40 protein-coding genes and 1 pseudogene are annotated in these 26,255 nt (G+C 38.9%); 39 read left to right on the forward strand and 2 right to left on the reverse strand.

What is annotated here, in order from left to right:
* The 34 genes and pseudogenes from tuf to hemB form a co-directional block, all read left to right on the forward strand.
* Nucleotides 1–261: pseudogene (tuf, locus tag Q0K92_RS07315) on the forward strand (elongation factor Tu); the annotation flags it as partial.
* A gap of 75 nt (nt 262–336) precedes the next feature.
* Nucleotides 337–645, forward strand: coding sequence for a 30S ribosomal protein S10 (rpsJ, locus tag Q0K92_RS07320; protein WP_013966801.1), 309 nt, complete (start codon nt 337–339; stop codon nt 643–645).
* Nucleotides 646–741: 96 nt separating this feature from the next.
* Nucleotides 742–1,395, forward strand: a complete 654-nt coding sequence (gene rplC / locus Q0K92_RS07325) for a 50S ribosomal protein L3 (protein WP_297325153.1) — start codon at nt 742–744, stop codon at nt 1,393–1,395.
* A gap of 35 nt (nt 1,396–1,430) precedes the next feature.
* Nucleotides 1,431–2,048, forward strand: a complete 618-nt coding sequence (gene rplD / locus Q0K92_RS07330) for a 50S ribosomal protein L4 (protein ID WP_297325154.1) — start codon at nt 1,431–1,433, stop codon at nt 2,046–2,048.
* Nucleotides 2,045–2,383, forward strand: a complete 339-nt coding sequence (rplW, locus tag Q0K92_RS07335) for a 50S ribosomal protein L23 (protein WP_297325155.1) — start codon at nt 2,045–2,047, stop codon at nt 2,381–2,383. Before rplD ends, rplW begins: the two co-directional genes overlap by 4 nt.
* Before the next feature lies 1 nt (nt 2,384).
* Nucleotides 2,385–3,218, forward strand: coding sequence for a 50S ribosomal protein L2 (gene rplB, locus Q0K92_RS07340; RefSeq protein WP_297325156.1), 834 nt, complete (start codon nt 2,385–2,387; stop codon nt 3,216–3,218).
* A gap of 7 nt (nt 3,219–3,225) precedes the next feature.
* Nucleotides 3,226–3,507, forward strand: coding sequence for a 30S ribosomal protein S19 (gene rpsS / locus Q0K92_RS07345; RefSeq protein ID WP_297325157.1), 282 nt, complete (start codon nt 3,226–3,228; stop codon nt 3,505–3,507).
* Nucleotides 3,508–3,515: 8 nt separating this feature from the next.
* Nucleotides 3,516–3,863, forward strand: a complete 348-nt coding sequence (gene rplV, locus Q0K92_RS07350) for a 50S ribosomal protein L22 (RefSeq protein WP_297325158.1) — start codon at nt 3,516–3,518, stop codon at nt 3,861–3,863.
* Between the two features lie 14 nt (nt 3,864–3,877).
* Complete coding sequence (gene rpsC / locus Q0K92_RS07355) at nt 3,878–4,732, forward strand: 30S ribosomal protein S3 (RefSeq protein ID WP_297325159.1); 855 nt, start codon at nt 3,878–3,880, stop codon at nt 4,730–4,732.
* On the forward strand, nt 4,716–5,132 hold the full coding sequence (gene rplP, locus Q0K92_RS07360; RefSeq protein WP_297325160.1) for a 50S ribosomal protein L16: 417 nt from the start codon (nt 4,716–4,718) through the stop codon (nt 5,130–5,132). The genes rpsC and rplP overlap by 17 nt, the downstream gene beginning before the upstream one ends.
* A 2-nt stretch (nt 5,133–5,134) precedes the next feature.
* A complete protein-coding gene (rpmC, locus tag Q0K92_RS07365; RefSeq protein WP_297325161.1) occupies nt 5,135–5,335 on the forward strand; it encodes a 50S ribosomal protein L29 in 201 nt (66 codons plus the stop codon).
* Complete coding sequence (rpsQ, locus tag Q0K92_RS07370; RefSeq protein WP_297325162.1) at nt 5,325–5,582, forward strand: 30S ribosomal protein S17; 258 nt, start codon at nt 5,325–5,327, stop codon at nt 5,580–5,582. Before rpmC ends, rpsQ begins: the two co-directional genes overlap by 11 nt.
* A 182-nt stretch (nt 5,583–5,764) precedes the next feature.
* Complete coding sequence (gene rplN / locus Q0K92_RS07375; protein ID WP_297325163.1) at nt 5,765–6,133, forward strand: 50S ribosomal protein L14; 369 nt, start codon at nt 5,765–5,767, stop codon at nt 6,131–6,133.
* A 17-nt stretch (nt 6,134–6,150) separates the two neighbouring features.
* On the forward strand, nt 6,151–6,468 hold the full coding sequence (gene rplX / locus Q0K92_RS07380) for a 50S ribosomal protein L24 (protein ID WP_297325164.1): 318 nt from the start codon (nt 6,151–6,153) through the stop codon (nt 6,466–6,468).
* 25 nt (nt 6,469–6,493) lie between these two features.
* Nucleotides 6,494–7,033, forward strand: a complete 540-nt coding sequence (gene rplE, locus Q0K92_RS07385) for a 50S ribosomal protein L5 (RefSeq protein ID WP_297325165.1) — start codon at nt 6,494–6,496, stop codon at nt 7,031–7,033.
* A 7-nt stretch (nt 7,034–7,040) separates the two neighbouring features.
* A complete protein-coding gene (gene rpsN / locus Q0K92_RS07390; RefSeq protein WP_297325166.1) occupies nt 7,041–7,346 on the forward strand; it encodes a 30S ribosomal protein S14 in 306 nt (101 codons plus the stop codon).
* A 60-nt stretch (nt 7,347–7,406) separates the two neighbouring features.
* Nucleotides 7,407–7,802, forward strand: coding sequence for a 30S ribosomal protein S8 (rpsH, locus tag Q0K92_RS07395; RefSeq protein ID WP_297325167.1), 396 nt, complete (start codon nt 7,407–7,409; stop codon nt 7,800–7,802).
* A 12-nt stretch (nt 7,803–7,814) separates the two neighbouring features.
* Nucleotides 7,815–8,348, forward strand: coding sequence for a 50S ribosomal protein L6 (rplF, locus tag Q0K92_RS07400; protein WP_297325168.1), 534 nt, complete (start codon nt 7,815–7,817; stop codon nt 8,346–8,348).
* Between the two features lie 11 nt (nt 8,349–8,359).
* On the forward strand, nt 8,360–8,716 hold the full coding sequence (rplR, locus tag Q0K92_RS07405) for a 50S ribosomal protein L18 (protein WP_297325169.1): 357 nt from the start codon (nt 8,360–8,362) through the stop codon (nt 8,714–8,716).
* Between the two features lie 33 nt (nt 8,717–8,749).
* Nucleotides 8,750–9,265, forward strand: coding sequence for a 30S ribosomal protein S5 (gene rpsE / locus Q0K92_RS07410; RefSeq protein ID WP_297325170.1), 516 nt, complete (start codon nt 8,750–8,752; stop codon nt 9,263–9,265).
* Nucleotides 9,265–9,453, forward strand: coding sequence for a 50S ribosomal protein L30 (gene rpmD / locus Q0K92_RS07415; protein ID WP_297325171.1), 189 nt, complete (start codon nt 9,265–9,267; stop codon nt 9,451–9,453). Before rpsE ends, rpmD begins: the two co-directional genes overlap by 1 nt.
* Before the next feature lie 13 nt (nt 9,454–9,466).
* On the forward strand, nt 9,467–9,898 hold the full coding sequence (gene rplO, locus Q0K92_RS07420) for a 50S ribosomal protein L15 (RefSeq protein WP_297325172.1): 432 nt from the start codon (nt 9,467–9,469) through the stop codon (nt 9,896–9,898).
* Between the two features lie 34 nt (nt 9,899–9,932).
* A complete protein-coding gene (gene secY, locus Q0K92_RS07425; protein WP_297325212.1) occupies nt 9,933–11,249 on the forward strand; it encodes a preprotein translocase subunit SecY in 1,317 nt (438 codons plus the stop codon).
* Nucleotides 11,250–11,266: 17 nt separating this feature from the next.
* Entirely contained in the window at nt 11,267–11,485 is a 219-nt protein-coding gene (infA, locus tag Q0K92_RS07430) for a translation initiation factor IF-1 (RefSeq protein WP_013966779.1), read from the forward strand.
* A gap of 33 nt (nt 11,486–11,518) precedes the next feature.
* The gene (rpmJ, locus tag Q0K92_RS07435; RefSeq protein WP_297325173.1) at nt 11,519–11,632 is read left to right on the forward strand and encodes a 50S ribosomal protein L36; all 114 of its coding nucleotides are present in this window, start codon (nt 11,519–11,521) and stop codon (nt 11,630–11,632) included.
* A gap of 37 nt (nt 11,633–11,669) precedes the next feature.
* Nucleotides 11,670–12,029 carry a 30S ribosomal protein S13 gene (gene rpsM, locus Q0K92_RS07440; RefSeq protein ID WP_297325174.1) on the forward strand — a complete coding sequence of 120 codons (360 nt, stop codon included), beginning with the start codon at nt 11,670–11,672 and terminating at the stop codon, nt 12,027–12,029.
* Nucleotides 12,030–12,079: 50 nt separating this feature from the next.
* Nucleotides 12,080–12,469, forward strand: coding sequence for a 30S ribosomal protein S11 (gene rpsK / locus Q0K92_RS07445; RefSeq protein ID WP_297325175.1), 390 nt, complete (start codon nt 12,080–12,082; stop codon nt 12,467–12,469).
* 10 nt (nt 12,470–12,479) lie between these two features.
* Nucleotides 12,480–13,106: a 30S ribosomal protein S4 gene (rpsD, locus tag Q0K92_RS07450; protein WP_297325176.1), complete on the forward strand. Its 627-nt coding sequence runs from the start codon at nt 12,480–12,482 to the stop codon at nt 13,104–13,106.
* 41 nt (nt 13,107–13,147) lie between these two features.
* Nucleotides 13,148–14,152: a DNA-directed RNA polymerase subunit alpha gene (gene rpoA, locus Q0K92_RS07455; RefSeq protein ID WP_297325177.1), complete on the forward strand. Its 1,005-nt coding sequence runs from the start codon at nt 13,148–13,150 to the stop codon at nt 14,150–14,152.
* Entirely contained in the window at nt 14,139–14,543 is a 405-nt protein-coding gene (gene rplQ, locus Q0K92_RS07460; protein WP_297325178.1) for a 50S ribosomal protein L17, read from the forward strand. The genes rpoA and rplQ overlap by 14 nt, the downstream gene beginning before the upstream one ends.
* A 119-nt stretch (nt 14,544–14,662) precedes the next feature.
* Complete coding sequence (locus Q0K92_RS07465; RefSeq protein WP_297325179.1) at nt 14,663–15,652, forward strand: biotin--[acetyl-CoA-carboxylase] ligase; 990 nt, start codon at nt 14,663–14,665, stop codon at nt 15,650–15,652.
* A 13-nt stretch (nt 15,653–15,665) separates the two neighbouring features.
* Nucleotides 15,666–16,424 carry a type III pantothenate kinase gene (locus Q0K92_RS07470; RefSeq protein ID WP_297325180.1) on the forward strand — a complete coding sequence of 253 codons (759 nt, stop codon included), beginning with the start codon at nt 15,666–15,668 and terminating at the stop codon, nt 16,422–16,424.
* A gap of 20 nt (nt 16,425–16,444) precedes the next feature.
* Nucleotides 16,445–17,041 carry a ribosome biogenesis GTP-binding protein YihA/YsxC gene (yihA, locus tag Q0K92_RS07475; protein ID WP_297325181.1) on the forward strand — a complete coding sequence of 199 codons (597 nt, stop codon included), beginning with the start codon at nt 16,445–16,447 and terminating at the stop codon, nt 17,039–17,041.
* Between the two features lie 219 nt (nt 17,042–17,260).
* On the forward strand, nt 17,261–18,265 hold the full coding sequence (gene hemB, locus Q0K92_RS07480) for a porphobilinogen synthase (protein ID WP_297325182.1): 1,005 nt from the start codon (nt 17,261–17,263) through the stop codon (nt 18,263–18,265).
* Nucleotides 18,266–18,267: 2 nt separating this feature from the next.
* Here hemB and Q0K92_RS07485 read toward each other — a convergent pair whose 3' ends face one another.
* Nucleotides 18,268–20,592 carry a penicillin-binding protein 1A gene (locus tag Q0K92_RS07485; RefSeq protein ID WP_297325183.1) on the reverse strand — a complete coding sequence of 775 codons (2,325 nt, stop codon included), beginning with the start codon at nt 20,590–20,592 and terminating at the stop codon, nt 18,268–18,270.
* Between the two features lie 222 nt (nt 20,593–20,814).
* On the opposite strand from Q0K92_RS07485, the gene Q0K92_RS07490 reads away from it, so the two are divergent.
* The 5 genes from Q0K92_RS07490 to pilQ are packed head-to-tail and all read left to right on the forward strand — an operon-like array spanning nt 20,815 to nt 25,784.
* On the forward strand, nt 20,815–21,918 hold the full coding sequence (locus tag Q0K92_RS07490) for a pilus assembly protein PilM (RefSeq protein ID WP_297325184.1): 1,104 nt from the start codon (nt 20,815–20,817) through the stop codon (nt 21,916–21,918).
* Complete coding sequence (locus Q0K92_RS07495) at nt 21,915–22,472, forward strand: PilN domain-containing protein (protein WP_297325185.1); 558 nt, start codon at nt 21,915–21,917, stop codon at nt 22,470–22,472. Before Q0K92_RS07490 ends, Q0K92_RS07495 begins: the two co-directional genes overlap by 4 nt.
* Nucleotides 22,473–22,522: 50 nt before the next feature.
* Nucleotides 22,523–23,134 carry a type 4a pilus biogenesis protein PilO gene (gene pilO / locus Q0K92_RS07500; RefSeq protein ID WP_297325186.1) on the forward strand — a complete coding sequence of 204 codons (612 nt, stop codon included), beginning with the start codon at nt 22,523–22,525 and terminating at the stop codon, nt 23,132–23,134.
* Between the two features lie 3 nt (nt 23,135–23,137).
* Nucleotides 23,138–23,656 (forward strand): pilus assembly protein PilP, encoded by a 519-nt coding sequence (locus Q0K92_RS07505; RefSeq protein ID WP_297325187.1) that lies wholly within the window; start codon nt 23,138–23,140, stop codon nt 23,654–23,656.
* A 25-nt stretch (nt 23,657–23,681) separates the two neighbouring features.
* A complete protein-coding gene (gene pilQ, locus Q0K92_RS07510; RefSeq protein WP_297325188.1) occupies nt 23,682–25,784 on the forward strand; it encodes a type IV pilus secretin PilQ in 2,103 nt (700 codons plus the stop codon).
* A gap of 4 nt (nt 25,785–25,788) precedes the next feature.
* Here the strand turns inward: pilQ and Q0K92_RS07515 are convergent, their stop codons facing one another.
* Nucleotides 25,789–26,253: a tRNA (cytidine(34)-2'-O)-methyltransferase gene (locus tag Q0K92_RS07515; RefSeq protein WP_297325189.1), complete on the reverse strand. Its 465-nt coding sequence runs from the start codon at nt 26,251–26,253 to the stop codon at nt 25,789–25,791.
* Nucleotides 26,254–26,255: the final 2 nt, after the last annotated feature.

Here is a 26,255-nt window from a genome sequence, read left to right on the forward strand (position 1 = left end):
ATATATGTTCTGAGTAAGGAAGAAGGCGGAAGGCACACTCCATTTTTTCCTGGCTATCGTCCACAGTTTTATTTTAGGACGACGGATGTTACCGGAGCGATTGAATTGCCAGCAGGAACGGAAATGGTGATGCCTGGGGATAATGTATCAGTAACGGTGAATTTAATAGCCCCTATAGCGATGGAAGATGGGCTGCGCTTTGCGATACGCGAAGGCGGAAGAACTGTCGGTGCAGGTGTGGTTGCAAAAATTATTGAATGATTTGATAGAAACATTAGAAAGATAAAGTTCAATAAGATAAAAATCTATTGAATTGATAAATCCAAGGCTGAGTAAATGCAAAACCAGAAAATTAGAATTCGCCTCAAGGCATTTGATTATCGATTAATTGATAAATCGGCACTTGAGATTGTTGAGACTGCGAAAAGAACAGGAGCTGTAGTTAAAGGTCCTGTCCCGTTACCGACTCGAATTGAGCGCTTCGATGTATTGCGATCACCCCATGTAAATAAAACATCACGCGATCAATTTGAAATACGAACACATCTGAGATTAATGGACATAATTGATCCAACCGACAAGACAGTCGATGCACTTATGAAATTAGATTTACCAGCTGGTGTAGATGTTGAAATTAAACTATAAATTATCTTAGTTTAAAAATTAAAGAGTCATCAGTACGATTATTATTTTAATTTAATAGTACAGTTAGTTAGATAAGCGCCTTTAAAAGGGAAAAAAATGAGTTTAGGGTTAATCGGTCGAAAAATCGGTATGACACGTATATTTACTGAAAATGGGGATAGTTTACCAGTGACAGTTATAGATGTATCAAATAATCGTGTGACTCAGACCAAGAATAATGAAATAGATGGGTACCTCGCGATCCAGCTATCTTTTGGGCAAAAAAGAGCGAGTCGAATGAGTAAGTCAATTGCTGGTCACTATTCGAAAGCTGGTGTGGAAGCAGGCAGTGTCCTGAGAGAATTTAGAATCGATAAGGATGATTATTTTAAGTCGATAGAGACGGGAACGATAATCACAAGTGATATTTTCAAAGTTGGACAGAAGGTTGATGTATCTGGAGTAACAATAGGTAAAGGCTATGCCGGAGTTATCAAACGCCATCATTTTTCTTCAAATAGAGCTAGTCATGGCAATTCAAAAGCGCATAATAAGCCTGGGTCTATAGGAATGGCGCAAGATCCTGGACGTGTTTTTCCAGGTAAACGTATGTCAGGGCATATGGGTAATGTTAAAAGAACTACACAAAATCTTGAAATTCTGAAAATCGATAGTGAAAGAAATTTATTACTGATTAAAGGTGCAATACCCGGTTCTAAAGGAGGCAATGTTATGGTGCGACCAAGTGTTAAAGATAACAATGCCAATTAATAAGCATAAATATATAGCAAGAAGGTGATCGGGTAATGGAACTTAAGCTTATCGGTAGCGGAAATCAAACAGAAAATATTGTTGTTTCTGACGTGCTTTTTAATAGAGATTATAATGAGGCGCTTGTTCATCAGGTCGTAACTTCATATTTATCAAATGCGCGTGGTGCCACCAGAGCGCAGAAAGGTCGATCTGATGTAGCCAAATCTACAAGAAAGCCGTGGAGGCAAAAAGGCACTGGTAGAGCGCGAGCTGGGATGGCATCAAGTCCAATTTGGCGTGGAGGTGGGCGAATTTTTCCAAATAGTCCGGATGAAAATTTTCAGAAAAAATTAAATAAAAAAATGTACCGGGCGGGGATTAGTGTAATTCTATCGCAACTTATTCGTGATGAGCGGTTGCTAATTACAGATACGTTTAATATTGATACCTGCAAAACTAAAAAACTGTCAGAGAAATTAAAAGAAATTGGATTGAGTGAAGTTCTGGTAATAATAGATGAAATAAATGAGAATTTATACTTATCCGCTCGCAATATTCCGCATGTTGCAGTCGTTGAAGTTAAAAATGTAGATCCAGTAAGCCTGTTAAGATTTGAAAAAATATTAATTACAAAGAGTGGATTAAAGAAATTTGAGGAACTTCTCTCATGAAAAGTATAAATATCAGTCATGAAAGACTATTAAAAATAATATTAGCACCATATGTATCGGAGAAAGCGACTTTCTTGGGAGAGAAAAATAATCAGACTATATTTCGTGTTGTAACAAATGCAACTAAGAGTGAAATAAAGGCTGCGATTGAACTATTGTGGGAAGAACAGAAAATAGAAGTCACAGATGTTCGAACTATCAATGTCAAAGGAAAGCAAAAAAGATTTGGGCGCTTTTTGGGGCGAAGAAGTGATTGGAAAAAAGCTATAGTAAATATCAAGAATGGGCAAGAATTGAGTTTTACTAACTTTACAAGTATTACAGAGGCAAAGTGATATGGCGCTAGTAAAACTAAAACCGACATCTCCTGGGCGTAGGGCCGTTATTAAACTTATTAGCAAAGATCTCTATAAGGGAGGGGCTTATAAGGGATTAACGGAAAAACAGTCTAAGACAGCAGGTAGAAATAACAATGGACGTATAACAGTTAGGCATCGTGGAGGCGGTCATAAACAGCATTATAGGTTTATTGATTTCAAGCGCGATAAAATTGATATACCAGCGATTGTAGAGCGCATAGAGTATGATCCAAATAGGACCGCGCATATAGCTTTAGTTTGCTATAGAGATGGTGAAAGAAGATATATGATAGCACCCAAGGGATTGAATGTTGGTATGCAAATTTATAGTGGAAAGAATGCACAAATTAAGGCAGGTGATGCATTGCCTTTGCGCAATATTCCAATAGGCACAATAATACATTGCGTTGAATTATTACCTGGCAAAGGCGCTCAATTAGCACGTTCTGCAGGAGCATCTGTGCAATTGCAAGCTAGAGAAGGAGATTATGCTCAGCTTAAGCTTCGCTCGGGTGAAATTCGAAAAGTTCATGTTGATTGCTATGCGACTATTGGTGAAGTAGGAAACGCAGAGCATAATCTAAGATCGATTGGTAAAGCAGGTGCGATACGTTGGCGCGGAGTTAGACCGACTGTACGCGGTGTTGCAATGAATCCAATTGATCACCCTCACGGAGGAGGTGAGGGTAGGACATCAGCAGGTAGACATCCCGTTAGTCCATGGGGAACGCCGGCGAAAGGCTATAGGACAAGAAATAATAAGAGAACTGAAGTGATGATAATCCGTCATAGATATTCAAAGAAAGGATAATAATTAAATGGCACGTTCAGTAAAAAAGGGTCCGTTTGTAGATGCTCATCTATCAGAGAAAATAGAAAAAGCGCGTAATGCTAATGATAAAAGGCCAATTAAAACTTGGTCTAGACGCTCAACGATACTGCCTGATTTTATTGGAATGACAGTAGCTGTTCACAATGGGAAGCAACATATACCAGTTTTTGTCACTGAAAATATGGTTGGTCATAAGTTTGGTGAGTTTTCACTAACACGCACCTTTAAAGGTCATGCTGGTGATAAGAAGGCTGTTACGAAGCGATAGGAATAATGATGGAAACAACTGCGATATTACGAGGTATCCGCTTATCAGCGCAGAAGGGACGATTGGTGGCTGATCAAGTTCGAGGATTACCTGTAGAAAAGGCACTAAATATCTTGGCATTTAGTCCCAAGAAAGGTGCGGGTATCATAAGAAAGCTTTTAGAGTCTGCTATAGCTAATGCAGAACATAATGATGGAGCTGATATAGATGAACTTAAGGTATCAGTAATTCTGGTGGATCGTGGTACTTCAATGAAGCGTACAAGTGCGCGCGCAAAGGGTCGTGGTAATAGAATTGTAAAACCTACTTGTCATATATTGCTAACAGTCGGCGATAACATTGATCATACTAAATAAAGGCACTAACTGATATGGGTCAAAAAATTCATCCAACCGGATTTCGTCTTTCAGTTCAAAGAAATTGGTTGTCTAGATGGTATGCGAATAGCAATAATTTCGCAACTATGCTCAACGAAGATATCAAGGTACGAGAATTTCTCAGTCATAAACTAAAAAATGCTTCGGTTGGTAGGGTTTTGATTGAAAGACCTTCGAAGAATGCAAGAATAACCATCTTTAGCTCTCGGCCTGGTGTTGTTATTGGGAAAAAAGGTGAAGATATTGAAGTATTGCGCACTGAATTGCAAAAAATAATGGGTGTGTCTGTTCACGTAAATATAGAAGAAATACGAAAACCAGAGCTTGATGCTCAATTGATAGCTGATAATATCGCACAGCAATTAGAAAAAAGAATAATGTTTCGTAGAGCTATGAAACGTGCTATGCAGAATGCGATGCGTCTTGGTGCTCAAGGAATAAAAATTATGAGCTCTGGTAGACTAAATGGAATAGAAATAGCCAGAACCGAATGGTATCGTGAAGGAAGGGTACCTTTGCATACATTGAGAGCTGATCTTGATTATGGAACATCGGAAGCAAAAACTACTTATGGAATTATAGGGATAAAAGTATGGATATTTAAAGGAGAAATACTTGGTAAAGGTAATGAAGTTAACGCTACGATACCAAATGTTTCTTCTATAGATAATGAAAAAAAGAAAAATATCAAAAAAATATCTGGATCTGCTAACAAATTGACTAATTCAAGAAACAAAAAAGATCTCAGTGTCGAGAGTATTGATAGTTTGAGTGAGAATAAAGTAAGTAGTAGTGTAGTGATAAGTGAGTATATAAATTCTGGAGACAAGAATGCTTCAGCCGGCTAGAACTAAATTTAGAAAGCAGCAAAAAGGACGAAACACAGGTGTAGCAACTCGTGGTGCAAAAGTGAGCTTTGGTGAATTTGGTTTAAAAGCGATTGGAAGAGGACGATTAACTGCGCGTCAGATAGAGGCAGCGCGACGTGCTATGACAAGGCATATAAAAAGAGGTGGTCGTATTTGGATTAGAATTTTTCCAGATAAACCAATATCGCATAAACCTGCTGAAGTTAGAATGGGCAAAGGAAAGGGAAATCCAGAATATTTTGTAGCAGAGATTCAGCCCGGAAAAATGTTATATGAAATGGATGGTGTTAATGAAGAATTGGCTAGGGAAGCATTTCGGTTAGCTGCAGCTAAATTACCTATCAGGACAATGTTTACAATAAGACAGATTGGTGGATAGTAATGAGAGCAAATGATTTAAGGAATAAACAATTGCATGAATTGAATAAGGAATTGGTGTTTTTATTAAAAGCACATTTTGGATTAAGAATGCAATTGGCAACACAGCAGCTATCGAATACTAGGCAATTGAGATTAATTAAAAAAGATATAGCAAGAGTAAAAACCGTTATAACAGAAAAAATAAGCAATCATGACAAGTGAAAAAACTAATCGTACTTTAAGTGGGCGAGTTACGAGTGACAAAGCAAATAAAACTGTAACGGTGTTAGTAGAACGTCGAATAAAGCACCATTTGTATGGAAAATTTGTTACTCGCTCAAAGAAATATCATGCACATGATGATAATAATCAATTTTCTATTGGAGATATCGTGCTGATTGAAGAATGTAGACCTATATCCAAAACTAAAAGCTGGAAAGTGATAAAGCTATTAAAAGATGAGGTTTAAAGATTTGGATGATGTTTCTGAAATTATGAATGGTTTTTGGTATTAATTAAAGAAAATAATTCTTGTTTATGAACTTATAGATATGTAAAATAATAAGGTTTTGTTAATTAAGTAAATTCAAAATAGACAATCTAGATCTAGAGAAAAGTTTTACACCGTGTGAAAATTAAAGAGTAAACAAAATGATTCAAATGCAATCAATATTAAGAGTAGCGGATAATACAGGTGCTCGGTCTATTATGTGTATTAAAGTGCTTGGTGGGTCAAAAAGGCAGTATGCTGGAATAGGTGACATAATTAAAGTAAGCGTAAAAGATGCGGCTCCAAGAGGGCGTGTTAAGAAGGGTGAAGTTTATAATGCGGTGGTTGTTAGAACGGCTAAAGGCATAAGGCGACTTGATGGCTCTTTGTTGAAGTTTGATGAAAATGCAGCGGTGCTACTAAATAATAAGTTTGAACCAATTGGAACTCGTATTTTTGGTCCAGTTACTAGAGAACTAAGAAACGCACGTTTTATGAAAATTGTATCGTTAGCCCCAGAAGTTTTGTAGCTGTAAAAGGAAAATATATGCGAAAGCTTAAGAAAGGTGATGATGTTATTGTTATTTCTGGAAAGGATAAAGGAAAAAGAGGATCAATAGTGACGATTGTTGGCACTGATCGTGTTATTGTACAGGGCGTAAATTCTGTTAAAAAGCATCAAAAACCAAACCCAGCAAGTGGTAACATGGGGGGGATTATTGATAGAGAAATGCCTATGCATATATCTAATATTGCAATTTATAATTTTGCTTTGAAAAAACCAGATCGAGTCGGTTTTAAAATTGACGATAATAATAATAAAGTTCGCGTATATAGATCTAACAGTGAAGTAATTGAATCATAATTAAAATATTGGATATTGAAGTTTTATGGCACGCTTGCAAGAATATTATCGTAATACTGTTACTAAACAGTTAACAGATCAATTTAAATATAAATCATTGATGGAAGTTCCGCGTATTATTAAAATCACGCTTAATATCGGATTGGGAGATGCAACAACTGACAAGAAGATAGTTGAGCATGCTCTTTCTGATATGAAAAAAATTTGTGGACAGCAGCCTGTAGTGACGAAAGCAAGAAAATCAATAGCGACTTTTAAAGTGAGAGAAGGCTATCCAATAGGATGCATGGTTACGCTAAGGCATATTAAGATGTATGAATTTTTAGATAGGTTGATAACAATAGCTATTCCTAGAATTCGTGATTTTCGCGGAATTTCAGGAAAATCCTTTGATGGGAGAGGAAATTATAATATGGGAATAAAAGAGCAGATTATATTTCCTGAGATTGATTACGACAAGATAGATGCATTGCGTGGAATGAATATATCAATAACTACGACGGCTAAGAGCGATATTGAAGCTAAAGCGTTGTTATCGGCTTTTAGTTTTCCGTTTAAGAATTGAGGTAGGAATGGCTAAGCTTGCTACTATTAATAGAAATGACAAAAGACAAAGACTAATTCGTAAATATGCTGAGAAACGTTTATTGTTGAATGGAATAATAAGCAATTTCGCTCTAAAAGATGAAGAGAGATTAAATGCTCGTATTAAGTTACAAAAGCTGCCTAGAGACTCAAGTCCAGTGCGTTTGAGAAACAGATGCAAGTTGACAGGTAGACCGCGAGGCGTATATTCGAAATTTGGACTTGGAAGAAATAAATTAAGAGAAATTGCAATGAGTGGTAAAATACCTGGAATAATCAAAGCAAGTTGGTAATGATTGTAATTGATTTTTAATGTAAAGATAGAAAAATAACTTAAATATTTAGGTGCAATCATGAGTATGAGTGATCCAATTGCTGATATGTTAACTCGAATACGTAATGCGCAGATGGCAAAAAAGAAAATTGTTGATATGCCAAATTCGCGTATAAAATTGGCTATAACAAAAGTTTTAAAAGATGAAGGTTATGTGGAAGATTACTATATCAAGAATGATGGAAATAAAAACTTACTTGAAATAACACTTAAATATTATTCTGGAATGCCTGTTATTGAAAATATAAAACGCATAAGTAAACCGGGTTTGAGAATATATAAATCCAGTGAAGATTTACCAAGTGTTATGAATGGATTGGGTATAGCTATTGTAACTACATCGAAAGGCGTAATGACAGAGCGAAAAGCTCGTTTAGCGGGTGTTGGCGGTGAATTATTATGTTTTGTTGTTTAGAGGATTTTTTAAATGTCACGAGTAAGCAGTAACCCAATACTTATACCTTCAAATGTTGAGATTAACATTGGGTCTATGGAAATTTTTGTCAAAGGTCCTTTGGGAAATATGAAGCAAATGCTTACAGATGATGTGTTGCTGGATTTGAGTGAGAATATCTTGAGTATTAAAACCACTAATGACTCGAAACGCGCTAACACTATGTCCGGAACGACGAGGGCACTAATTGCAAACATGGTACGCGGCGTTTCAGTTGGATTTGAAAAGAGATTGTTGTTGATCGGAGTAGGATATAAAGCTCAAGCTAATCAAAATAAAATAAATCTGACTTTAGGTTTTTCGCATCCTATTGATCACATGATTCCTGAAGGAATTATTATAGAGACACCTACTCAAACCGAAATAATAATAAAAGGAATTGATAAGCAAAAGGTAGGACAAACTGCTGCAGAAATTCGTTCTTATAGAAAGCCTGAACCGTATAAAGGAAAAGGTGTTCGGTATTCTGATGAAATTATTCTTCTCAAAGAGACAAAGAAAAAATAATTGAGATAATCATGTTGAATTTAAAAGAAAAAAGAGTTAGACGCTCATTGAAAACAAGAAAAAGAATTTCCGAGTTAAATGTAATACGGCTGTCAATACATCGTACTAATTTGCATATTTATGCACAACTTATTGATAATAAAAACAATAAAACGATAGCTAGTGCATCAACTTTAGAACCTGAAATACGGAAAGGAATTTCGTCTGGAAGCAATATCACGGCAGCTGCTCTTATTGGTAAGCGTATAGCAGAAAAAGGAAAGGAATGTGGAATATCCAATATTGCCTTTGACAGAGCAGGCTATAAATATCATGGACGTGTGAGAGCATTAGCTGATGCTGCACGTGAAAACGGACTTAAATTCTAGATAAAGGTTAATATGGTCAGAGTCGGTAAAGCGATGGATAAAGCGATAGGGGCTGATGAGAATAGCGACGATCTCCACGAAAAGATGGTTGCAATAAACAGGGTCACTAAGGTTGTAAAAGGTGGGCGCATTCTTGGGTTTGCTGCACTTACGGTCGTTGGCGATGGCGATGGTAGTGTTGGTATGGGAAAAGGTAAGTCGCGTGAAGTTCCAATAGCGGTGCAGAAGGCGATGGATGAGGCACGTAGAAAAATGATAAATGTGAAATTGAAAGGTGGGACTATTTATCATCCTCTTATCGGCTCACATGGTGCTGCGAAAGTATATATGCAACCAGCTCCAGAAGGCACTGGAATTATAGCAGGAGGTCCAATGCGAGCTATTTTTGAGGTTATGGGAATGACTAATATTCTTGCTAAATGTATTGGTTCGACGAACCCATATAATGTTGTTAGAGCAACTCTCAATGCGTTAAATACTATGAGTACACCTGCACATATTGCTGCAAAACGTGGAAAAACTGTTAAAGAAATTCTTGGACAAGAATAATGAGTGATGATAAAAATAGATTTATTAAGATAACTCTTGTTAGAAGCATTATAGGAACTAAAAAATCACACCGTGCTACTATTCGCGGTCTCGGATTGAAGAGATTGAATAGTTCTTCAATTCTTCTTGATACACCTGAGACTCGTGGAATGATCCATAAAGTTAACTATCTTTTGAAATGCGACTAACATAAAATATATCATGTACTTAAATTCAATCAAACCTGCTAATGGCGCAAAAAAAAATAAAATACGAGTTGGTCGTGGTATAGGATCAGGTTTAGGAAAAACTTGTGGACGCGGGCATAAAGGTCAAAAGTCGAGAGCTGGTGGTTTTCATAAAATTGGATTTGAAGGCGGTCAAATGCCAATTCAACGTCGTTTGCCTAAGAGAGGCTTTACCGCTTTGAGTCAGTGTAAATATCCAAAAATAAGATTATCCGATTTAAATTTAATACAAGAAACCGAAATTAATATGTCAATTTTGAAAAAGAATAATATTATTTCTATTAAAGATAAGAGAATTAAGATATATAAATCAGGTAATTGCGAAAGAAAAATTACTTTAAATGGCATAACTGTAAGTGATGGCGTAAAAAAAGCTATTGAGATGATTGGTGGTAAGGTTTCATAGCGATTGAGTGAGTAAATTGGCTATAAAAAAAGAAATGACAAATAAATCCGTAGATAAGTTTGCTGAACTCAAAAGGCGTTTGTGGTTTCTACTGCTTGCATTGATAGTATATAGAATAGGTGCTCATGTGCCGGTCCCTGGAATTGACCCAATCATTTTAAAAGATCTATTCGAATCCCAAGAGAGTAGTGTTTTGGGTATGTTCAATATGTTTTCTGGTGGTGCTCTTTCGAGATTCTCAATCTTTGCACTTGGTATTATGCCTTATATATCTGCATCTATCATAATGCAATTAGGTACTGTGGCTGTACCGTATCTTGAATCCTTAAAAAAAGAAGGTGAAAGCGGAAGAAGAAAAATTACGCAGTATACTCGCTATGGAACTCTAGCACTTGCGTGTATCCAAAGTTATGGGATATCAATTGCACTACAATCTCAAGCAGGGCTTGTACTATCGCCAGGTGAAATGTTTACATTGACAACGGTTGTTACATTAGTTACTGGTACTATATTTTTAATGTGGTTAGGCGAGCAAATAACAGAGCGTGGCATAGGAAACGGAATTTCCTTAATTATCTTTGCAGGCATTGCCGCAGGACTTCCAAGTGCTATTGGTGGAACGTTGGATTTAGTAAGTACTGGTTCTATGCATTTTTTAGTAGCTTTAAGTATTTTTATTATTGCGGCACTAATTACTAGTTTTGTCGTTTTTATCGAAAAAGGTCAAAGAAGAATACTTGTTAATTATGCAAAACGCCAAGTTGGACATAAAATTTATGGTGGACAAAACTCACATTTACCTCTCAAGTTAAATATGGCAGGTGTAATTCCACCAATTTTTGCTTCGAGTATTATTTTGTTCCCTGCGACATTGGCAGGGTGGTTTGCAAATAGCGAGTCTATGATTTGGTTAAAGGACTTAAGTGCCGCTTTATCTCCTGGACAACCAATTTATGTAATACTCTATGCTGTCATGATCATTTTCTTTTGTTTTTTTTATACTGCGCTTGTATTTAATCCAAAAGAAACTGCCGATAACCTCAAAAAGAGTGGCGCTTTTATTCCGGGGATAAGACCAGGAGATCAAACAACGCGCTATATTGAGAAAATTATGTTGCGATTGACATTAGCTGGTGCTATATACGTAACACTTGTTTGTTTATTACCGGAATTTTTAATTCTTAAATGGAACGTGCCTTTTTATTTTGGAGGTACTTCTCTATTAATAATAGTTATTGTTACTATGGATTTTATGTCACAAATTCAATCCCATATTATGTCATCACAATATGAGAGTTTATTGAAAAAAGCTAATTTTAAAGGCAGTGCTGGGAAAATTCCTGTAAAATAAACTCATAATGGTAGTTAATGGCTAAAGAAGACACAATACAAATGCAAGGCGAGATTCTTGAAACACTCCCCAATGCTACATTTCGCGTTAAACTTGAAAATGGTCATATAGTTCTCGGTCATATATCTGGAAAGATGCGTATGCATTATATAAGAATATTGCCTGGGGATAAAGTAACGGTTGATCTTACACCTTATGATTTAACACGTGCAAGAATAACATTTCGTGCGAAATAAAAGATAATATTAATTAAAGGATTAAGGAATTTTATGAAGGTAAGCGCATCTGTAAAGAAACTCTGTAGAAATTGTAAAATAATCCGCCGAAATCGAGTTGTTCGTATAATTTGTAAAGATTCTCGCCATAAGCAGCGGCAAGGCTAACTACTACATAATTTAATTATTAATACAGGAAAATCAAATGGCGCGTATCGCTGGCGTAAATATTCCGAATCATCAACATGTAAGTATTGCGTTGACTGCAATTTATGGCATTGGTAGGTCATGTTCTAAAAATATTTGTCAATCTGCTGGAATCGAGACGGATAAGAAGATCAAGGATCTATCAGATGAAGAAATTGATCAATTACGCGATCATATTTCGAAGCTTACAACGGAAGGCGATCTGCGTCGAGAGATTTCGATGAATATTAAGAGACTAATGGATTTGGGGTGTTATCGTGGTTTAAGGCATAGACGCGGTCTCCCTGTACGAGGTCAGCGTACTCGTACAAATGCTAGAACGCGTAAAGGGCCACGTAAAGCGATACGAGCGAGATAATTTCTGGTTATACATTTAATTAATTTCAAAAAATAAGGGATTTTGCTTCTATGGTTAAGGCTGTTTCGCGCATACGAAAAAAAATAAAAAAGAATGTATCAGAAGGCATAGCGCATGTTCATGCCTCTTTTAATAATACCATAGTGACTATAACTGATAGGCAAGGGAATGCTCTTTCCTGGGCTACTTCAGGTGGAGTTGGCTTCAAAGGATCACGCAAAAGCACACCATTTGCGGCTCAGGTTGCTGCTGAAACTGCAAGTAAAACTGCAATTGATTGCGGTGTTAAAAACCTGGAGGTTAGAATTAAAGGACCCGGACCCGGTAGAGACTCGGCGGTTCGCGCTTTAAATGCTGCTGGTTTTAAAATCACGAGTATTTCAGATGTGACACCTGTTCCACACAATGGATGTCGACCACCAAAAAAACGCCGTATTTGAGGAGAATGCATTGGCTAGAAATATTGAACCAAAATGTAGACAGTGTCGACGAGAAGGCGAGAAATTATTTTTAAAAGGTGAGAAATGTTTCTCAGATAAATGTGCAATTGAAAGAAGGAATTATCCGCCTGGTCAACATGGACAGAAAAAAGGAAGATTATCCGATTATGGTGGGCAACTACGTGAGAAACAGAAAGTTAGAAAAATATATGGAATATTAGAACGGCAATTTCGAAATATATATAAGACCGCGGATAAACACAAAGGAATAACCGGAAATATTTTATTGCAGTTGCTTGAGAGTCGTCTTGATAATGTTGCTTATCACATGGGCTTTGGATCTTCACGCGCTGAGGCGAGACAAATAGTAAGGCATAATTGTATTCTTGTTAATGGTAAGCGCGTGAATATGCCATCATATTTAGTTAAAGCTGGCGATACAATTCAGATTACAGATAATGCTAAAAACCAATTACGTATTAAAACAGCCATAGAAGCAGCTGATAATCGTAATTTTCCAACTTGGATTGAAATGGATATTAAAGGAATGAAGGGTATTTTTAAAGCTAAACCAGATCGCTCAGAGCTACCCACATCAATAAATGAGTCATTGGTTGTGGAATTATATTCTAAGTAATTTATCTTTTATTGGTTTGCTTTACGCAAAGGGACCTTACTATGCAAGGTAATGAATTACTAACACCTCGTATTATTGATGTTCAAAATATATCACCGCTGCATGCTAAAGTTGTTATGGAACCTTTTGAAAGAGGATATGGACATACTTTAGGAAATGCTTTGCGGCGGATACTTTTGTCATCTATGACAGGTTATGCTCCTACAGAGATTAAAATTGCTGGTGTTGTTCATGAATACTCAACACTTGATGGAGTGCAAGAAGATATTGTTGATATTTTATTGAATATTAAGGGTATAGTATTAAAGCTACATAATAATAGTGAAGCTATACTATCTCTAAAGAAAACGGGCAAAGGAATTGTCACAGCTGGTGATATTGAAATCGGCCATGATGTTGAAATTATGAATCCTGACCATATAATTGCTCATTTAACTACAGATGGAAAGCTAGATATTCAACTGAAAATAGAAAAGGGACGCGGTTATGTTCCCGCTACTCTGAGAAAAAATAAAAACTCTGAGAAAGCAATAGGTACCATTTTTTTAGATGCATCGTTTAGTCCTATTAGACGTGTCAGCTATACAGTCGAGAGCGCACGTGTGGAGCAAAGAACTGATCTTGATAAACTTGTTATGGATCTTGAGACAAACGGTGTTGTTGAACCTGAAGAGGCAATTCGTTATGCTGCGCGAGTTTTGGTGCAGCAATTATCTATTTTTGCTGATTTAGAGAGCACGCCTATTGCTAAGGAGCAGCCACTCATTCCACAAATTGATCCTATTTTGCTGCGCCCAGTAGATGATTTAGAACTTACAGTGAGATCTGCTAATTGTCTTAAGGTTGAAAATATATATTACATAGGTGATCTGATACAACGAACGGAAGCAGAATTATTACGTACTCCAAATTTAGGAAGAAAATCTCTTAATGAAATAAAAGAAGTACTAGCTGCCCGAGAGCTTACTTTAGGTATGAAATTAGATAATTGGCCACCTGCAAATCTTGATAATATTGCTAAGGATATAAATCATGCGCCACAATAATGCGTTAAGAAAATTAAATCGATCAAGCAGTCATCGTGCTGCTATGTTTCGTAATATGAGCAATTCATTATTGCGTCATGAGATTATTAAGACTACATTACCAAAAGCAAAAGAACTTAGAAGATACGTCGAACCGGTAATTACTTTAGCAAAGAAACCTTCCTTATCCAATCGTAGGCTGGCTTTTAATAGACTCCGGGATCGAGAAATCGTAGTTAAATTATTTTCTGAACTGGGCCCGCGTTATGAAACTCGCCCTGGTGGATATTTAAGAATTCTTAAATATGGTTTTAGAAAAGGCGATAATGCTCCGATGGCGCTTGTGGAACTGGTTGATAGACCAAGTAATGAGCAAACTTCTGAAGCTAATCTTAAAGGAAGTGAAGAATAAGCTGAATTTACCATAGCTAATTGAGATCATATCGATATTACTCTGCTACTGTAATTATTTTGAAGAGATAAAATGAATTAGTAGGATTCGGATTTTTCTGATATTTGAATTCTACTAAAATGAATATATATACCATTTCGATACTTCGCCTACTAAGTGATGGCAAATTTCACTCCAGTGTTTCAATCGTAGAGCACTTTCAATGTTCGCGCAAAACGATTTCTAGAGCTTTAAAATGTATCAATGCCTTAGGGATTTGCTTGACTAAGCTCCGTGGAAAAGGATACCGCTGGGAGCGCCCCATTCGCTGGCTAAACTCAGACGTAATATTGAGGAATTTAGCTTCTAATATTAATTCTAGGCTTTTTGATTTAATAATTCTTGATTCTATTGATTCTACAAATAATTTCCTACTTAAGAATTTAGAGATACAGCAAGAAAGAAACACTCATATTTTAGTTGTAGCTGCTGAATTACAAACGGCCGGACGTGGCCGTCTAGGTCGCACATGGTATAGTGGTTTGGGGGATAGTCTTACATTCTCGTTGCGATGGCATTTTAACTATAGTATCTATGAGTTATCAGGCTTAAGTTTGGTGATTGGCATTGCGATAATTCGTGTTCTTAATTCTTTTTCTATTAAAGATGTGAGTCTTAAGTGGCCTAATGATATCTTGTTTCATCGCTATAAATTGGCTGGTATTCTAATTGAGCTTCGTGGCGAAGTACTTGGTTCTTCTTGTGCTGTAATCGGTGTTGGTATTAATTTTAATCTCTCCGAAAAGATTAAATCTGCTATTGAACAAAAAGCTACAGATTTATTTACTATTACTGGTGATTATATTGATCGCAATGTGATACTCGGTGCATTATTATCAGAACTGAGAGATATTTTAATTGCATTTGAGAAATACGGTTTTGTACATTTTAAGAAAGAATGGATAAGCTACCACGCTTTTGAAGGTGAAAAAGTTTATCTCACTTTGCCTAATGGTTCGGTAATTGAAGGTATTGCTGATGGCATCAATGATGATGGGGCGCTATTTTTAGTAACTGCTGCGGGTAGGAATTCTTATAATGTCGGAGACGTTTCTTTGCGCATGAAGTGACGATGATGATCTTATGGCTTATATATTAGCGATAGATTCTGGAAACTCATATATTAAATGGGGTTTATATGCTGATAATCTATGGATCCAGAAAGGTAAAGTTCTTTATAGTGAAATATCTACCTTAAAAGAAGAATTTTCTGACTTACCTAAGCCGACATTGATTGTTATTTCACATGTCGCGCGTGCTATTACGCGAAGTCAACTCGATATAATCGTTTCAATTTGGTCAACCAGAACGCATTGGGTTGTCGCACAAGCATTTCAGTGCGATGTTTTGAATGGTTATGCAAATCCCGCACAATTAGGCAGTGATCGATGGGCTGCCTTAATCGCTGCTTGGGAAATTCGGCATCATGCTTGTTTGGTTATTAATGTTGGTACTGCTGTGACTATCGATGCACTTTCGGATTCAGGCAAATTCTTGGGGGGGATCATTATGCCGGGAATGCACTTGATGCTTAATAGCCTATTATCAGGTACACAATTGATAAAAGCCGACGCTGGAAGTTATAGAAATTTTCCGCAAAATACCAATGATGCAATTCAAAGTGGTGTAATCCAATGCCTAGTGGGAGCCATTGAGCGAATGTACAACTTACTTTCATTACAACAAGATCATCCAGTTGAAACCTGTATCATGAGTGGAGGAGGTGCTTCTAGCCTTATACCTTTTATTAAGATTCCAATTATGATTGTCGAAAATTTAGTGCTGGATGGATTAGTTATAATTGCTAACGATCTTCGATTAAATAAGGAATCTTCCTTTTAATTTTCAATAAAGTGTTTTTTATGTCTCAATTTCAGAATGCTGTTTTTTATACATCGGTGAATGATGCTCGAGATTTGCCACAACATTCGGGTATTGAGGTTGCATTTGCTGGGAGATCTAATGCTGGCAAATCAAGTGTCATTAACACGCTGGCTAATCGAAATCGTTTGGCTTTTGTCAGTAAAACGCCAGGCCGTACTCAACATATTAACTTTTTTAAATTGGATGCTGAACAGTTTCTTGTTGATTTGCCGGGATACGGGTATGCCAAGGTTCCGCATCCTATTCGTGAACACTGGGAGAAATTATTAAGTAACTATCTGCAAACACGTGAGTCACTCAAAGGGTTAGTATTGATAATGGATATCCGTCACCCACTTAAATCTCTAGATACCCAAATGCTCGATTGGTTTGCACCAACTGGAAAGGCAGTTCATATTTTATTGACAAAAGCTGATAAACTGAGCAAGCAGCAAGCAAATAATACTTTAAAAGATGTAAACTTGTATATCAAAGATGCGTATCCACACTGTACCGTTCAGTTGTTTTCTAGCTTAGCAACTACAGGTGTTGAAGACGCAAGCAATGTTATTAATGGCTGGCTGCGGAATAGTTAGAAGTTGTGAGTTTTTTATATACTGCTATATATAAAAAACCCCCCGGCTAAAGGGGAGTAAAACCGGGGGGAGCTGCCTTAATATCACTTAAGGCCCTGTCTCAGGGAGGGAAGACAGGGGATACGATCAAGACCGTCCCTTTATAAGAGGATATAATCACCTAATAAGTTCCCAAAGTTATTTTTTAAAAATTTTATTTATTTATTTCATTTTCCGATTATGTTTTCTCATAGCCAATTTCCTCAAAGAAGGATGCGTCGCATGCGGCGTGATGAGTTTTCTCGTCGCCTTGTACGAGAAGCTTGCCTTCAAGTCGATGATCTGATCTATCCGGTTTTTGTATTAGATGGGAAAAACCAGATTGAGCATGTTGCGTCAATGCCTGGTGTAGTAAGACAGAGTGTTGATAATTTAATGATGCAAGCTGAGAAATGCTTACAGCTAGGCATTCCTGCAATTGCTATTTTTCCGGTTATTAGTACCGAACATAAAAATCTTACGGCTAGCGAAGCATATAATCCTGATGGATTAGTGCCAAAAGTAATCAGGCAATTAAAAAGGAATTTCCCTGAATTGGGGATTATTACGGATGTGGCACTGGATCCATATACAGGCCATGGCCAAGATGGTTTAATTGATCAATCCGGTTACGTCATGAACGATGAAACTGTCAGTGTTCTCTGCCAACAGGCATTGGTGCATGCGCAAGCCGGTGCGGATGTAGTGGCACCATCCGATATGATGGATGGACGTATTGCAGCGATTCGGAGTGCTTTGGATAGTCAACAATTCATTCATACGCGTATCCTGGCTTATTCAGCTAAGTATGCTTCGAGTTTTTATGGGCCATTTCGTGATGCGGTTGGATCTGCAGCAAACCTTGGCGCGGGTAATAAATATACCTATCAAATGGATCCTGCAAATTCAGATGAGGCGTTATGGGAAGTTGGGTTGGATCTCAACGAAGGTGCTGACATGGTGATGATTAAACCTGGGATGCCTTATTTGGATATTGTGCGTCGCATCAAAGATCAATATGGTGCACCGACATTTGTATATCAAGTCAGTGGTGAGTATGCCATGCTCAAAGCTTCTGCACTTAACGGATGGTTAAATGAAGAAGCTTGTGTGTTGGAATCCTTGCTTGCATTTAAGCGCGCTGGTGCAGATGGGATTTTAACTTATTATGCAATAGAAGCTGCAAGTTGGTTAAAGAAGAATTGATATCAGAACAATTGATCTTTTAAATCTCTTGTGACTTTGGGGGCTTGATCAATAAGGGATGGAGAGTCTGAAAGTGGCGGAAGCTGTTCGTTAAAAAAATATTCGACTACATCTCCGGCAGATTCCCGAAATCCTGTTGATGAATTGATTTTTGTTGCAAGGATCCCATTAGGGAGTTTGTATTCTGCCATTGGAATACCTTTTAGCACCGGACCCATGTAATCCATCCAAATTGGCAATGCAACACGTCCCCCGGTTTCGTTATTTCCTAATGATCTCGGTTCATCGTATCCTGTCCAGGCAATTGTCACCAGATCTTTTTGAAAGCCGCAGAACCAGGCATCGACAAAATTACTGGTAGTTCCGGTTTTTCCTGCCAAATCGGTACGCCCCAGTTGTTTGGCTTTAATAGCTGTACCATGATTGATCACATCTTGCATCATGCTAGTCATGATAAATGCATTACGTGGATCGACGACCCGCTTGGCGCCATTTGAGACGGTTACAGGTTGGAATTGTTCAAGCGTATTACCTTTCTCATCTTCAATACGCTTTATAAAATAAGGCGCAACACGAAAACCGCCATTTGCAAAAATGGCATATCCGACAGCCATTTGCATTGGTGTAACCGAACCTGAACCTAATGCCATGGGTAAATAGGGAGGATGGCGATTGGCTTCAAAGCCAAATCGGGTAATATAATCCTGAGCATACTGAATGCCGATGGCTTGCAATATTCGGATCGACACGAGATTCTTCGATTTGACTAATGCAGTACGCATACGCATAGGCCCTTCAAATTTGCCATCAAAATTTTTGGGTTCCCATAATTGACTCCCTGTCTGGGTTGCACTAAATGAGAGTGGTGCATCATTGATAATTGTGGCCGGCGTGAAGCCTTTTTCCAAAGCTGCGGAATAAATAAAAGGTTTAAAGCTGGAGCCGGGTTGGCGCCATGCTTGTGTGACGTGATTGAATTGATTTTTATGAAAATCAAATCCACCGATTAAAGCACGGATAGCACCATCATTGGGATCAAGAGAAACAAGGGCAGCTTCTATTTCCGGGAGTTGAACGATATGCCATGCATTCTTTTTATCTTTTTGTATACGAATTAATGCACCGGGGGTAATGTATTTTTTTCCAGCTTCTTTTTTGTCGCTTAGAAATTTTTGTGCAAATTTAAGCCCTTCACCTGTAATCTCAACAGTTTCTCCACCTTTCCGATAAGCTCGTACTGCATTGGATTTGGCGGCTAATACAATCGCTGCGTAAGCATCATCGCTATCGCTGACTTCATCCAATGCATCATCAAGCGTTTTTTCCTGGTTGGTGCCATACTTCAATAAATCGATATAGGCTTCAGGGCCACGGTAACCACGACGTCTGTCATAATCAATGATATTTTTTCGCAGCGCATGGTAGGCAGCTTCTTGGTCCAGCTGGCGGATAGTCGTATAGACTTTGATGCCCTTACTATATGCTTCTTCTTGGTAACGATCATATATGACTTGACGAACCATTTCAGAAATATAGTCAGCAGGCATTGCAAAGACTGTTGATTGCTTTTTAATGGGAATGGGTTGTTTTTCTAATGCACTGAGTTCTTCGCTTGAGATGTGATTGAGCTTGTGCAACCGACCCAGTACATAGATTTGCCGACTTTTGGCGCGTTTAGGATTACTGATTGGGTTATAACCAGAAGGCGCTTTGGGTAATCCTGCCAACATAGCGGCCTCAGCCACATTGATTTCCTGTAGCGATTTTCCGAAATACGTTTGCGCTGCTGCCGCAAAACCATAACTGCGTTGACCGAGATAAATTTGATTGATGTAAAGCTCCAGGATCTTGTCTTTACTCAGGTTATGCTCAATTTTGAAGGCCAGCAGCGCCTCACTGAATTTCCTTGTCAGTGTTTTTTCTCTTGTTAGAAAAAAGTTTCGCGCCACTTGCATGGTGATGGTGCTGGCACCCTGACGCACACTCCCCGCTGAGAAATTTGAATGGGCGGCGCGCAATACACCCAGATAATCAACACCGCCATGTTCATAGAAACGATCATCTTCTGCTGCAAGGATCGCTTGTTTGAGATGCTCCGGCACCTCAGAGATTTTTACAACGTTTCTGCGTTCCGCGCCAAATTCTCCTATGAGTAGACCTTCATCGCTGTATATGCGCAATGGAATCTTAGGACGATAATCAGTCAATGTATCCAGTGATGGTAGGTTGGAATAGATGACCAGCGCAGCAAATCCGGCTAGTAGCACACCAATCAAACCTAATGCGGACAGAGTAACAAAAAAATAATAAAGCCAACGAGCGAACATGAAAATGGATTTAATTAAATGGCGTGAACAAACATCAATTTACAATTATAGGGGCAATATATGCTGTTTTTCTTAGGATAAGAATTTGTCAACTCTGTCAGAATCTACTTCACAAGTAAGTTGTTTAATCTATTCTATAAATTTAGCGAAACGGGTAGTTTACATATATTTAGCGTTAATTGGGTAATTTAATAATCTGCGAGTATTACTTCTTACAAACCAATGTTCAAGGAAAATTTGGATCTCAGTCTAGACTTTTTTAGGATGAAATCGCCTCGGTTAATAGGGGTGGATATCAGTTCTTCATCTGTGAAAATGGTCGAATTATCAATGACTGGCAAGAGAAATCAAGCCTATTGCATTGAACGCTACGCAATTGAGCCTATGCCGGCGGATGCAATGCTGGATGGCGGAATTGTTAATTTAGAAGCAGTGGGCGAATGTCTGCAACGTGGATGGAAGCGTATGGGAACACGTCAAAAGAGCGTGGCGCTCGCACTACCGGTCACCGATGTAATTACTAAGAAGATCATTGTACCAGCCGGTCAGCGTGAAGAAGATTTAGCTTTTCAGGTTGAAAATGAAGCCAGTCAATACATTCCTTTTCCGCTGGATGAGATTGACCTAGATTTTCAGGTGGTTAAGCCGGTGCCAAACAGTCCAGAAGAGGTTGAAGTCCTGATTGCCGCATCGCGTAAAGAAAAAGTGGAAGATCGAGTGGCCGCTGCTTTATCGGCCGGTCTGAAAGCAATAGTCATGGATGTTGAATCTTATGCGGCGCAAGCGGCATTTGAATTAACGCTCGGTCAGTTACCCGAAGGTGGTAAGGATCAAGTGATTGCATTGGTTGATATTGGCGCAACTGTCATGAAAATTAATGTTTTTCACAATGGTGAACCGGTATATACACGAGATCAGCCATTTGGCGGTAACCAGTTGACGCAGGAGATTGGTAATCAATTTAATCTCTCGTCGGAAGAGTCGGAAATTGCCAAACGCAGTGGGAATTTACCTGATAACTATAAAACAGATGTTTTGCAACCATTCTGTGAAACATTAGCGATAGAAGTGATGCGGGCGATTCAATTTTTTTACACGTCGACCCAATATACCGAGGTCAATTATATTTTTATAGCAGGTGGATGTGCAGTGATTCCAGGTCTTAAAGAAATTATCGCGTCACGTACACAAGTGAGTACTTTCGTTGTTAATCCTTTCTCAAATATGGAATTATCGAGTCGTATTATTGCGAGACAACTTAACTTAGACGCATCTTCCTTGTTGATTGCCTGCGGCTTGGCATTGCGAAGCTTTGATCCATCATGATACGAATTAATCTACTACCTCATCGTGAATTAAAGCGCAAGGCGCAACAACAGCAAATTGCAGTGCTGGCGGGGCTGGTCAGTTTGCTGGGCATCCTTGTCGTTTGGGGGGTATATACGATAATCGCTGGAGAAATAGAATATCAGAATGGTCGCAATCAGTATTTGAATGACCAGACTGCTATTTTGGACAAAGAAATTGCTGAAATTAGAGAAATAAAGGCGCGTACCAAAGAATTATTGGCACGCAAAAAAATTGTTGAGACATTGCAGCATAGTCGGTCTGAAGTTGTTCATTTATTGGATCAGCTAGTGAGATTGCTGCCGGATGGTGTGTATCTGCAGAGTGTAAAACAGGTGGATCACGATATTAATCTGGTAGGGTACGCGCAATCGAATGCGTGGGTTTCTACGTTGATGCGTAATCTCGAATCTTCTCCACATCTAGAATCCGCATTGTTGATAGAGATTAAAGCGATTACTGTAAACAATGCACGCCAAAACGAATTTAATATGAAGGTAAAGCTCAAGCGTACAGCTATTGATGAATTATAGAATTTATTCCTCAACTCAATCAGACAAACTTAACTTAAGAATGTGTCGCAATGAATCTACTTATCGAATTACGTCAGCTTGACATAAATAATGCAGGAAGTTGGCCAGTTGCATTTAAGGTGAGTGCGCTGGTGATTTTGTTTGTTGCCATTATATTTGCAGGCTATTTTTTCGTTTGGGAAGAACAGGTTAAATTACTGGAGGATGCCCAAGCCCAAGAAGAAACATTAAAAACTACTTATCTGGCTAAAAAAAGAAGTGCTGTGAATTTGCCGGCTTTGCGTCAGCAGTTAAAGGATATTGAACACTCATTAACTGCTTTGTTGAGGCAATTGCCGGATAAATCAGAAATGGAAGCGCTATTAGTCGATGTTAATCAAGCAGGTTTAGGTCGAGGGTTACAGTTTGAGTTGTTTAAACCGGCCGCTAATGAAACTATCAATGCATTTTATGCCGAGCTGCCAATTTCAATACGTGTGATCGGCGGATACCATGATATTGGCGCATTTGTCAGCGATGTTGCACAATTACCACGGATTGTAACATTGAACAACATTGGCATAACACCTGGAACTGATGGGAAATTGGTACTGGATGCCGTTGCAAAAACATTTCGTTATCTGGATGAAGAAGAAATAGCAAAGCAGACTGGAGGAAAATGAATTATGATTAGAAACATATTCCTACTAGTACTACTGATTATTTCAGTGATGATGATAACGGCTTGTAGTCAGAATGGTTATAGTGATCTGGAAACATTTATTAATGATTCAGGTAATGGTTTACATGGGCAGATTGATCCACTACCGGAAGTTAAACCCTATAAGCATTTCACATATCAGGCTTTTGATATTCCCAATCCATTTTTGCCACGTAAAAGTGATCAAGCGCAGAATACAATGAGTGGCATTCAACCAGACTTAAATCGCAGCAAGGAAGTGTTGGAATCTTATTCGTTGGAGAGTTTATCGATGGTTGGTTCACTGCAACGGGAAGAGTCGATCTTTGCTTTGATAAAATCTCCAGATGGCACATTGCATCGCGTTAAGAAAGGCAATTATTTGGGGCAGAATTTTGGGAAAATCGATCATATTTCAGAAGCGGAAGTTAAGCTGGTGGAAATTGTACAGGGGGGCGTGAATGAATGGACTGAGCGGACTAGTGCACTCATGCTGAAGAATTAGAAATAGGACCATGTAGCTATCGACAATGAAAATAAATATTCTAGGGTTGGGAATAGCAGCGCTGTTGATTTTTTTTGTTACCACGGTTTTTGCTGAAGAGATTCAGCTTTCAGAGACACCTCAAAATAGTAATCATATTCGGTCAATCGATATTTCTAACATCCAGAATGGTGAAGTAGTTGCCAAATTAGCGCTAGATCGCCCATTGCCAGCCCTTCCAATGGGTGTTTCACTCAGTAATCCTTTTCGTATTTATTTTGATTTTTACCAGGTTGCCAATGGCATGGGTAAGAATATCCAAGAAGCTGCAGAAGGTGATTTGCGCAGCATCAATATCGTACAGGTTGGAGATCGGACCCGTGTGGTGTTGAATTTATCAAAACTAATGCGGCACGATATTCGTGCGATAGACAATACGCTGTTTATCCGGCTTGTTGCGGTAACTGAGAATCAAGTAGTGAATGCAGCTGTTCGATTTGCTGAAGACACCCCCAATAAGCAGATGAATAGCTTGCGCGATATAGATTTCCGGCGTGGAACAAATGGCGAAGGCCGTATCGTCGTTGATATGACGAAAGTTAATGCTGGTGTTGATGTTCAACAGCAAGGCGATGAAGTTTTTGTCGAGTTTGTCGATACTTCGCTACCCAGCAGCCTGAGAAGGCGATTGGATGTTGTGGATTTTGCGACACCTGTCAGTACTGTTGAAACTTCCAAGAAGGGCGACAATGTCCTCATGATTGTTAGATCCAGTGGCCGATGGGAGCACTCTGCACGTCAATCCGGCTCACAGTTTATTCTGGAAGTGCGTGCGCTGACGGATAGCGAAGAAGAATTGGAAAAAAGAAAGCGAATCAATGGTGGCTATACGGGTGAGCGATTATCACTTAACTTTCAAGACGTAGAAGTAAGAGCGATATTACAAGTCATTGCCGACTTTACCAATCTTAATATTATCGCCAGTGATTCTGTCAGTGGAAATCTTACCTTACGGCTAAAGGATGTTCCCTGGGATCAGGCGCTGGATATTGTGTTGCAAGTGCATGGCCTGGATAAGCGCAAAACGGGAAACGTCATTTTTGTAGCGCCGCGTAAAGAAATGGCGGACAGAGAATTACTGGATCTGGAAGCACAGTTGCAGGTAACTGAAATGGAGCCGCTACGTACAGAAATTTTCCACCTGAATCATCGCAGAGTGAACTCCATATCGTTTGAAGGAATGCTTAGTAAGCGCGGTACGGTTAATTTAGATGAAATCAGTAATACGGTCACGGTAACTGATATTCCTGTCAGATTAACCGAGATCAGAAAACGTATACAGCGCTTAGATGTTTTTGAAAGACAAGTCATGATTGAGGCGCGTATCGTTGAAGCGACTGAAACATTCAGCCGAAATCTGGGTGCACGTTTTGGTATACAAAATTCAACGAATGTGGGTGGTCAGGGGCTGGGAATTTCAGGCAATTTGGCAGACTCAAGCGCCTTGGCCGCAGGCGGTTCAGCGGGTGGTGGGGGCAATTTGAATGTCAATCTGCCTGCTGCTGCTGGGGTTGGATTGCTGGGCGGGCCTGCAGCATTGGGATTGAGTTTATTGAAAATTAACAACGGCCGTTTGATTAATCTCGAGCTATCTGCTTTGGAAACTGATCAGAGGGGGAGGATTATTGCAAGTCCTCGTGTGGTAACCGCGCATGGCATCGAAGCCATTATTGAGCAGGGTGACCGGGTGCCGTATCAGCAAGCGACAAGTAGCGGTGCTACCAGTATCCGTTTTATGGATGCAACACTCAGATTAAAGGTAAAGCCATTGATTACCTACAATGGTCAGATTGATATGGAATTAAATGTCAATCAGGACAAAATTGGCACGGCGATTAATCAATTCCTGCCGCCACCGATTAATACCAAGCAAGTCACGACCAAAGTTTTGGTGGAAAATGGTGGCACTGTCGTGATTGGCGGTATTTTTGATCGCACTGAGAATCTGATCGTCAATAAGGTGCCTATGTTGGGTGATATTCCGGTGCTGGGCAATGTTTTCCGCAATACGACCAGGGTGGATAACAAGCGCGAGCTATTGATTTTTGTGACGCCACGCATCTTGAGCGAGAATCTCAACCTGCAGTAACGATTTATTGTCCCGATGGAAATCCAGCCTGACGCCATGCCTCATAAGCGATAATGGCGACAGCGTTGGATAAGTTCAGACTGCGGCTGGTTGCAACCATGGGGACTCGAATACGCCGAGACTCCGGAAACGTTTCCAATAGGTGCATGGGTAAACCGCAACTTTCTGCACCGAATAAAAAAGCATCTCCCGCGGCATAGGCAACTTTGTCGTAGCGCTGTTTTCCCTTGGTAGTCACCGCGAACACGCGATGTCCCTGTAAACTTTGACTGCAATTCAGCCAATTTTCATGCACTTTGATCCGGGCAAATTCGTGATAGTCCAGGCCGGCACGCAATAACTGCTTGTCTTGCAGCGGAAACCCCAATGGCTTCACAAGATGCAACTGCATGCCGGTATTGGCGCACAGGCGAATAATATTGCCCGTATTGGGTGGAATCTCAGGTTGATGGAGAATAATGTTAAACATAG

The organism is Nitrosomonas sp. (assembly GCF_024282095.1).
Taxonomy (GTDB): domain Bacteria; phylum Pseudomonadota; class Gammaproteobacteria; order Burkholderiales; family Nitrosomonadaceae; genus Nitrosomonas.

Excerpts from the sequence above, each read along its gene's own strand:
- rpsJ (WP_013966801.1), top strand. The coding sequence starts at position 337 with ATGCAAAACCAGAAAATTAGAATTCGCCTCAAGGCATTTGATTATCGA.
- rplC (WP_297325153.1), top strand. The coding sequence starts at position 742 with ATGAGTTTAGGGTTAATCGGTCGAAAAATCGGTATGACACGTATATTT.
- rplD (WP_297325154.1), top strand. The coding sequence starts at position 1,431 with ATGGAACTTAAGCTTATCGGTAGCGGAAATCAAACAGAAAATATTGTT.
- rplW (WP_297325155.1), top strand. The coding sequence starts at position 2,045 with ATGAAAAGTATAAATATCAGTCATGAAAGACTATTAAAAATAATATTA.
- rplB (WP_297325156.1), top strand. The coding sequence starts at position 2,385 with ATGGCGCTAGTAAAACTAAAACCGACATCTCCTGGGCGTAGGGCCGTT.
- rpsS (WP_297325157.1), top strand. The coding sequence starts at position 3,226 with ATGGCACGTTCAGTAAAAAAGGGTCCGTTTGTAGATGCTCATCTATCA.
- rplV (WP_297325158.1), top strand. The coding sequence starts at position 3,516 with ATGGAAACAACTGCGATATTACGAGGTATCCGCTTATCAGCGCAGAAG.
- rpsC (WP_297325159.1), top strand. The coding sequence starts at position 3,878 with ATGGGTCAAAAAATTCATCCAACCGGATTTCGTCTTTCAGTTCAAAGA.
- rplP (WP_297325160.1), top strand. The coding sequence starts at position 4,716 with ATGCTTCAGCCGGCTAGAACTAAATTTAGAAAGCAGCAAAAAGGACGA.
- rpmC (WP_297325161.1), top strand. The coding sequence starts at position 5,135 with ATGAGAGCAAATGATTTAAGGAATAAACAATTGCATGAATTGAATAAG.
- rpsQ (WP_297325162.1), top strand. The coding sequence starts at position 5,325 with ATGACAAGTGAAAAAACTAATCGTACTTTAAGTGGGCGAGTTACGAGT.
- rplN (WP_297325163.1), top strand. The coding sequence starts at position 5,765 with ATGATTCAAATGCAATCAATATTAAGAGTAGCGGATAATACAGGTGCT.
- rplX (WP_297325164.1), top strand. The coding sequence starts at position 6,151 with ATGCGAAAGCTTAAGAAAGGTGATGATGTTATTGTTATTTCTGGAAAG.
- rplE (WP_297325165.1), top strand. The coding sequence starts at position 6,494 with ATGGCACGCTTGCAAGAATATTATCGTAATACTGTTACTAAACAGTTA.
- rpsN (WP_297325166.1), top strand. The coding sequence starts at position 7,041 with ATGGCTAAGCTTGCTACTATTAATAGAAATGACAAAAGACAAAGACTA.
- rpsH (WP_297325167.1), top strand. The coding sequence starts at position 7,407 with ATGAGTATGAGTGATCCAATTGCTGATATGTTAACTCGAATACGTAAT.
- rplF (WP_297325168.1), top strand. The coding sequence starts at position 7,815 with ATGTCACGAGTAAGCAGTAACCCAATACTTATACCTTCAAATGTTGAG.
- rplR (WP_297325169.1), top strand. The coding sequence starts at position 8,360 with ATGTTGAATTTAAAAGAAAAAAGAGTTAGACGCTCATTGAAAACAAGA.
- rpsE (WP_297325170.1), top strand. The coding sequence starts at position 8,750 with ATGGATAAAGCGATAGGGGCTGATGAGAATAGCGACGATCTCCACGAA.
- rpmD (WP_297325171.1), top strand. The coding sequence starts at position 9,265 with ATGAGTGATGATAAAAATAGATTTATTAAGATAACTCTTGTTAGAAGC.
- rplO (WP_297325172.1), top strand. The coding sequence starts at position 9,467 with ATGTACTTAAATTCAATCAAACCTGCTAATGGCGCAAAAAAAAATAAA.
- secY (WP_297325212.1), top strand. The coding sequence starts at position 9,933 with ATGACAAATAAATCCGTAGATAAGTTTGCTGAACTCAAAAGGCGTTTG.
- infA (WP_013966779.1), top strand. The coding sequence starts at position 11,267 with ATGGCTAAAGAAGACACAATACAAATGCAAGGCGAGATTCTTGAAACA.
- rpmJ (WP_297325173.1), top strand. The coding sequence starts at position 11,519 with ATGAAGGTAAGCGCATCTGTAAAGAAACTCTGTAGAAATTGTAAAATA.
- rpsM (WP_297325174.1), top strand. The coding sequence starts at position 11,670 with ATGGCGCGTATCGCTGGCGTAAATATTCCGAATCATCAACATGTAAGT.
- rpsK (WP_297325175.1), top strand. The coding sequence starts at position 12,080 with ATGGTTAAGGCTGTTTCGCGCATACGAAAAAAAATAAAAAAGAATGTA.
- rpoA (WP_297325177.1), top strand. The coding sequence starts at position 13,148 with ATGCAAGGTAATGAATTACTAACACCTCGTATTATTGATGTTCAAAAT.
- rplQ (WP_297325178.1), top strand. The coding sequence starts at position 14,139 with ATGCGCCACAATAATGCGTTAAGAAAATTAAATCGATCAAGCAGTCAT.
- Q0K92_RS07465 (WP_297325179.1), top strand. The coding sequence starts at position 14,663 with ATGAATATATATACCATTTCGATACTTCGCCTACTAAGTGATGGCAAA.
- Q0K92_RS07470 (WP_297325180.1), top strand. The coding sequence starts at position 15,666 with ATGGCTTATATATTAGCGATAGATTCTGGAAACTCATATATTAAATGG.
- yihA (WP_297325181.1), top strand. The coding sequence starts at position 16,445 with ATGTCTCAATTTCAGAATGCTGTTTTTTATACATCGGTGAATGATGCT.
- hemB (WP_297325182.1), top strand. The coding sequence starts at position 17,261 with ATGTTTTCTCATAGCCAATTTCCTCAAAGAAGGATGCGTCGCATGCGG.
- Q0K92_RS07485 (WP_297325183.1), bottom strand. The coding sequence starts at position 20,592 with ATGTTCGCTCGTTGGCTTTATTATTTTTTTGTTACTCTGTCCGCATTA.
- Q0K92_RS07490 (WP_297325184.1), top strand. The coding sequence starts at position 20,815 with ATGTTCAAGGAAAATTTGGATCTCAGTCTAGACTTTTTTAGGATGAAA.
- Q0K92_RS07495 (WP_297325185.1), top strand. The coding sequence starts at position 21,915 with ATGATACGAATTAATCTACTACCTCATCGTGAATTAAAGCGCAAGGCG.
- pilO (WP_297325186.1), top strand. The coding sequence starts at position 22,523 with ATGAATCTACTTATCGAATTACGTCAGCTTGACATAAATAATGCAGGA.
- Q0K92_RS07505 (WP_297325187.1), top strand. The coding sequence starts at position 23,138 with ATGATTAGAAACATATTCCTACTAGTACTACTGATTATTTCAGTGATG.
- pilQ (WP_297325188.1), top strand. The coding sequence starts at position 23,682 with ATGAAAATAAATATTCTAGGGTTGGGAATAGCAGCGCTGTTGATTTTT.
- Q0K92_RS07515 (WP_297325189.1), bottom strand. The coding sequence starts at position 26,253 with ATGTTTAACATTATTCTCCATCAACCTGAGATTCCACCCAATACGGGC.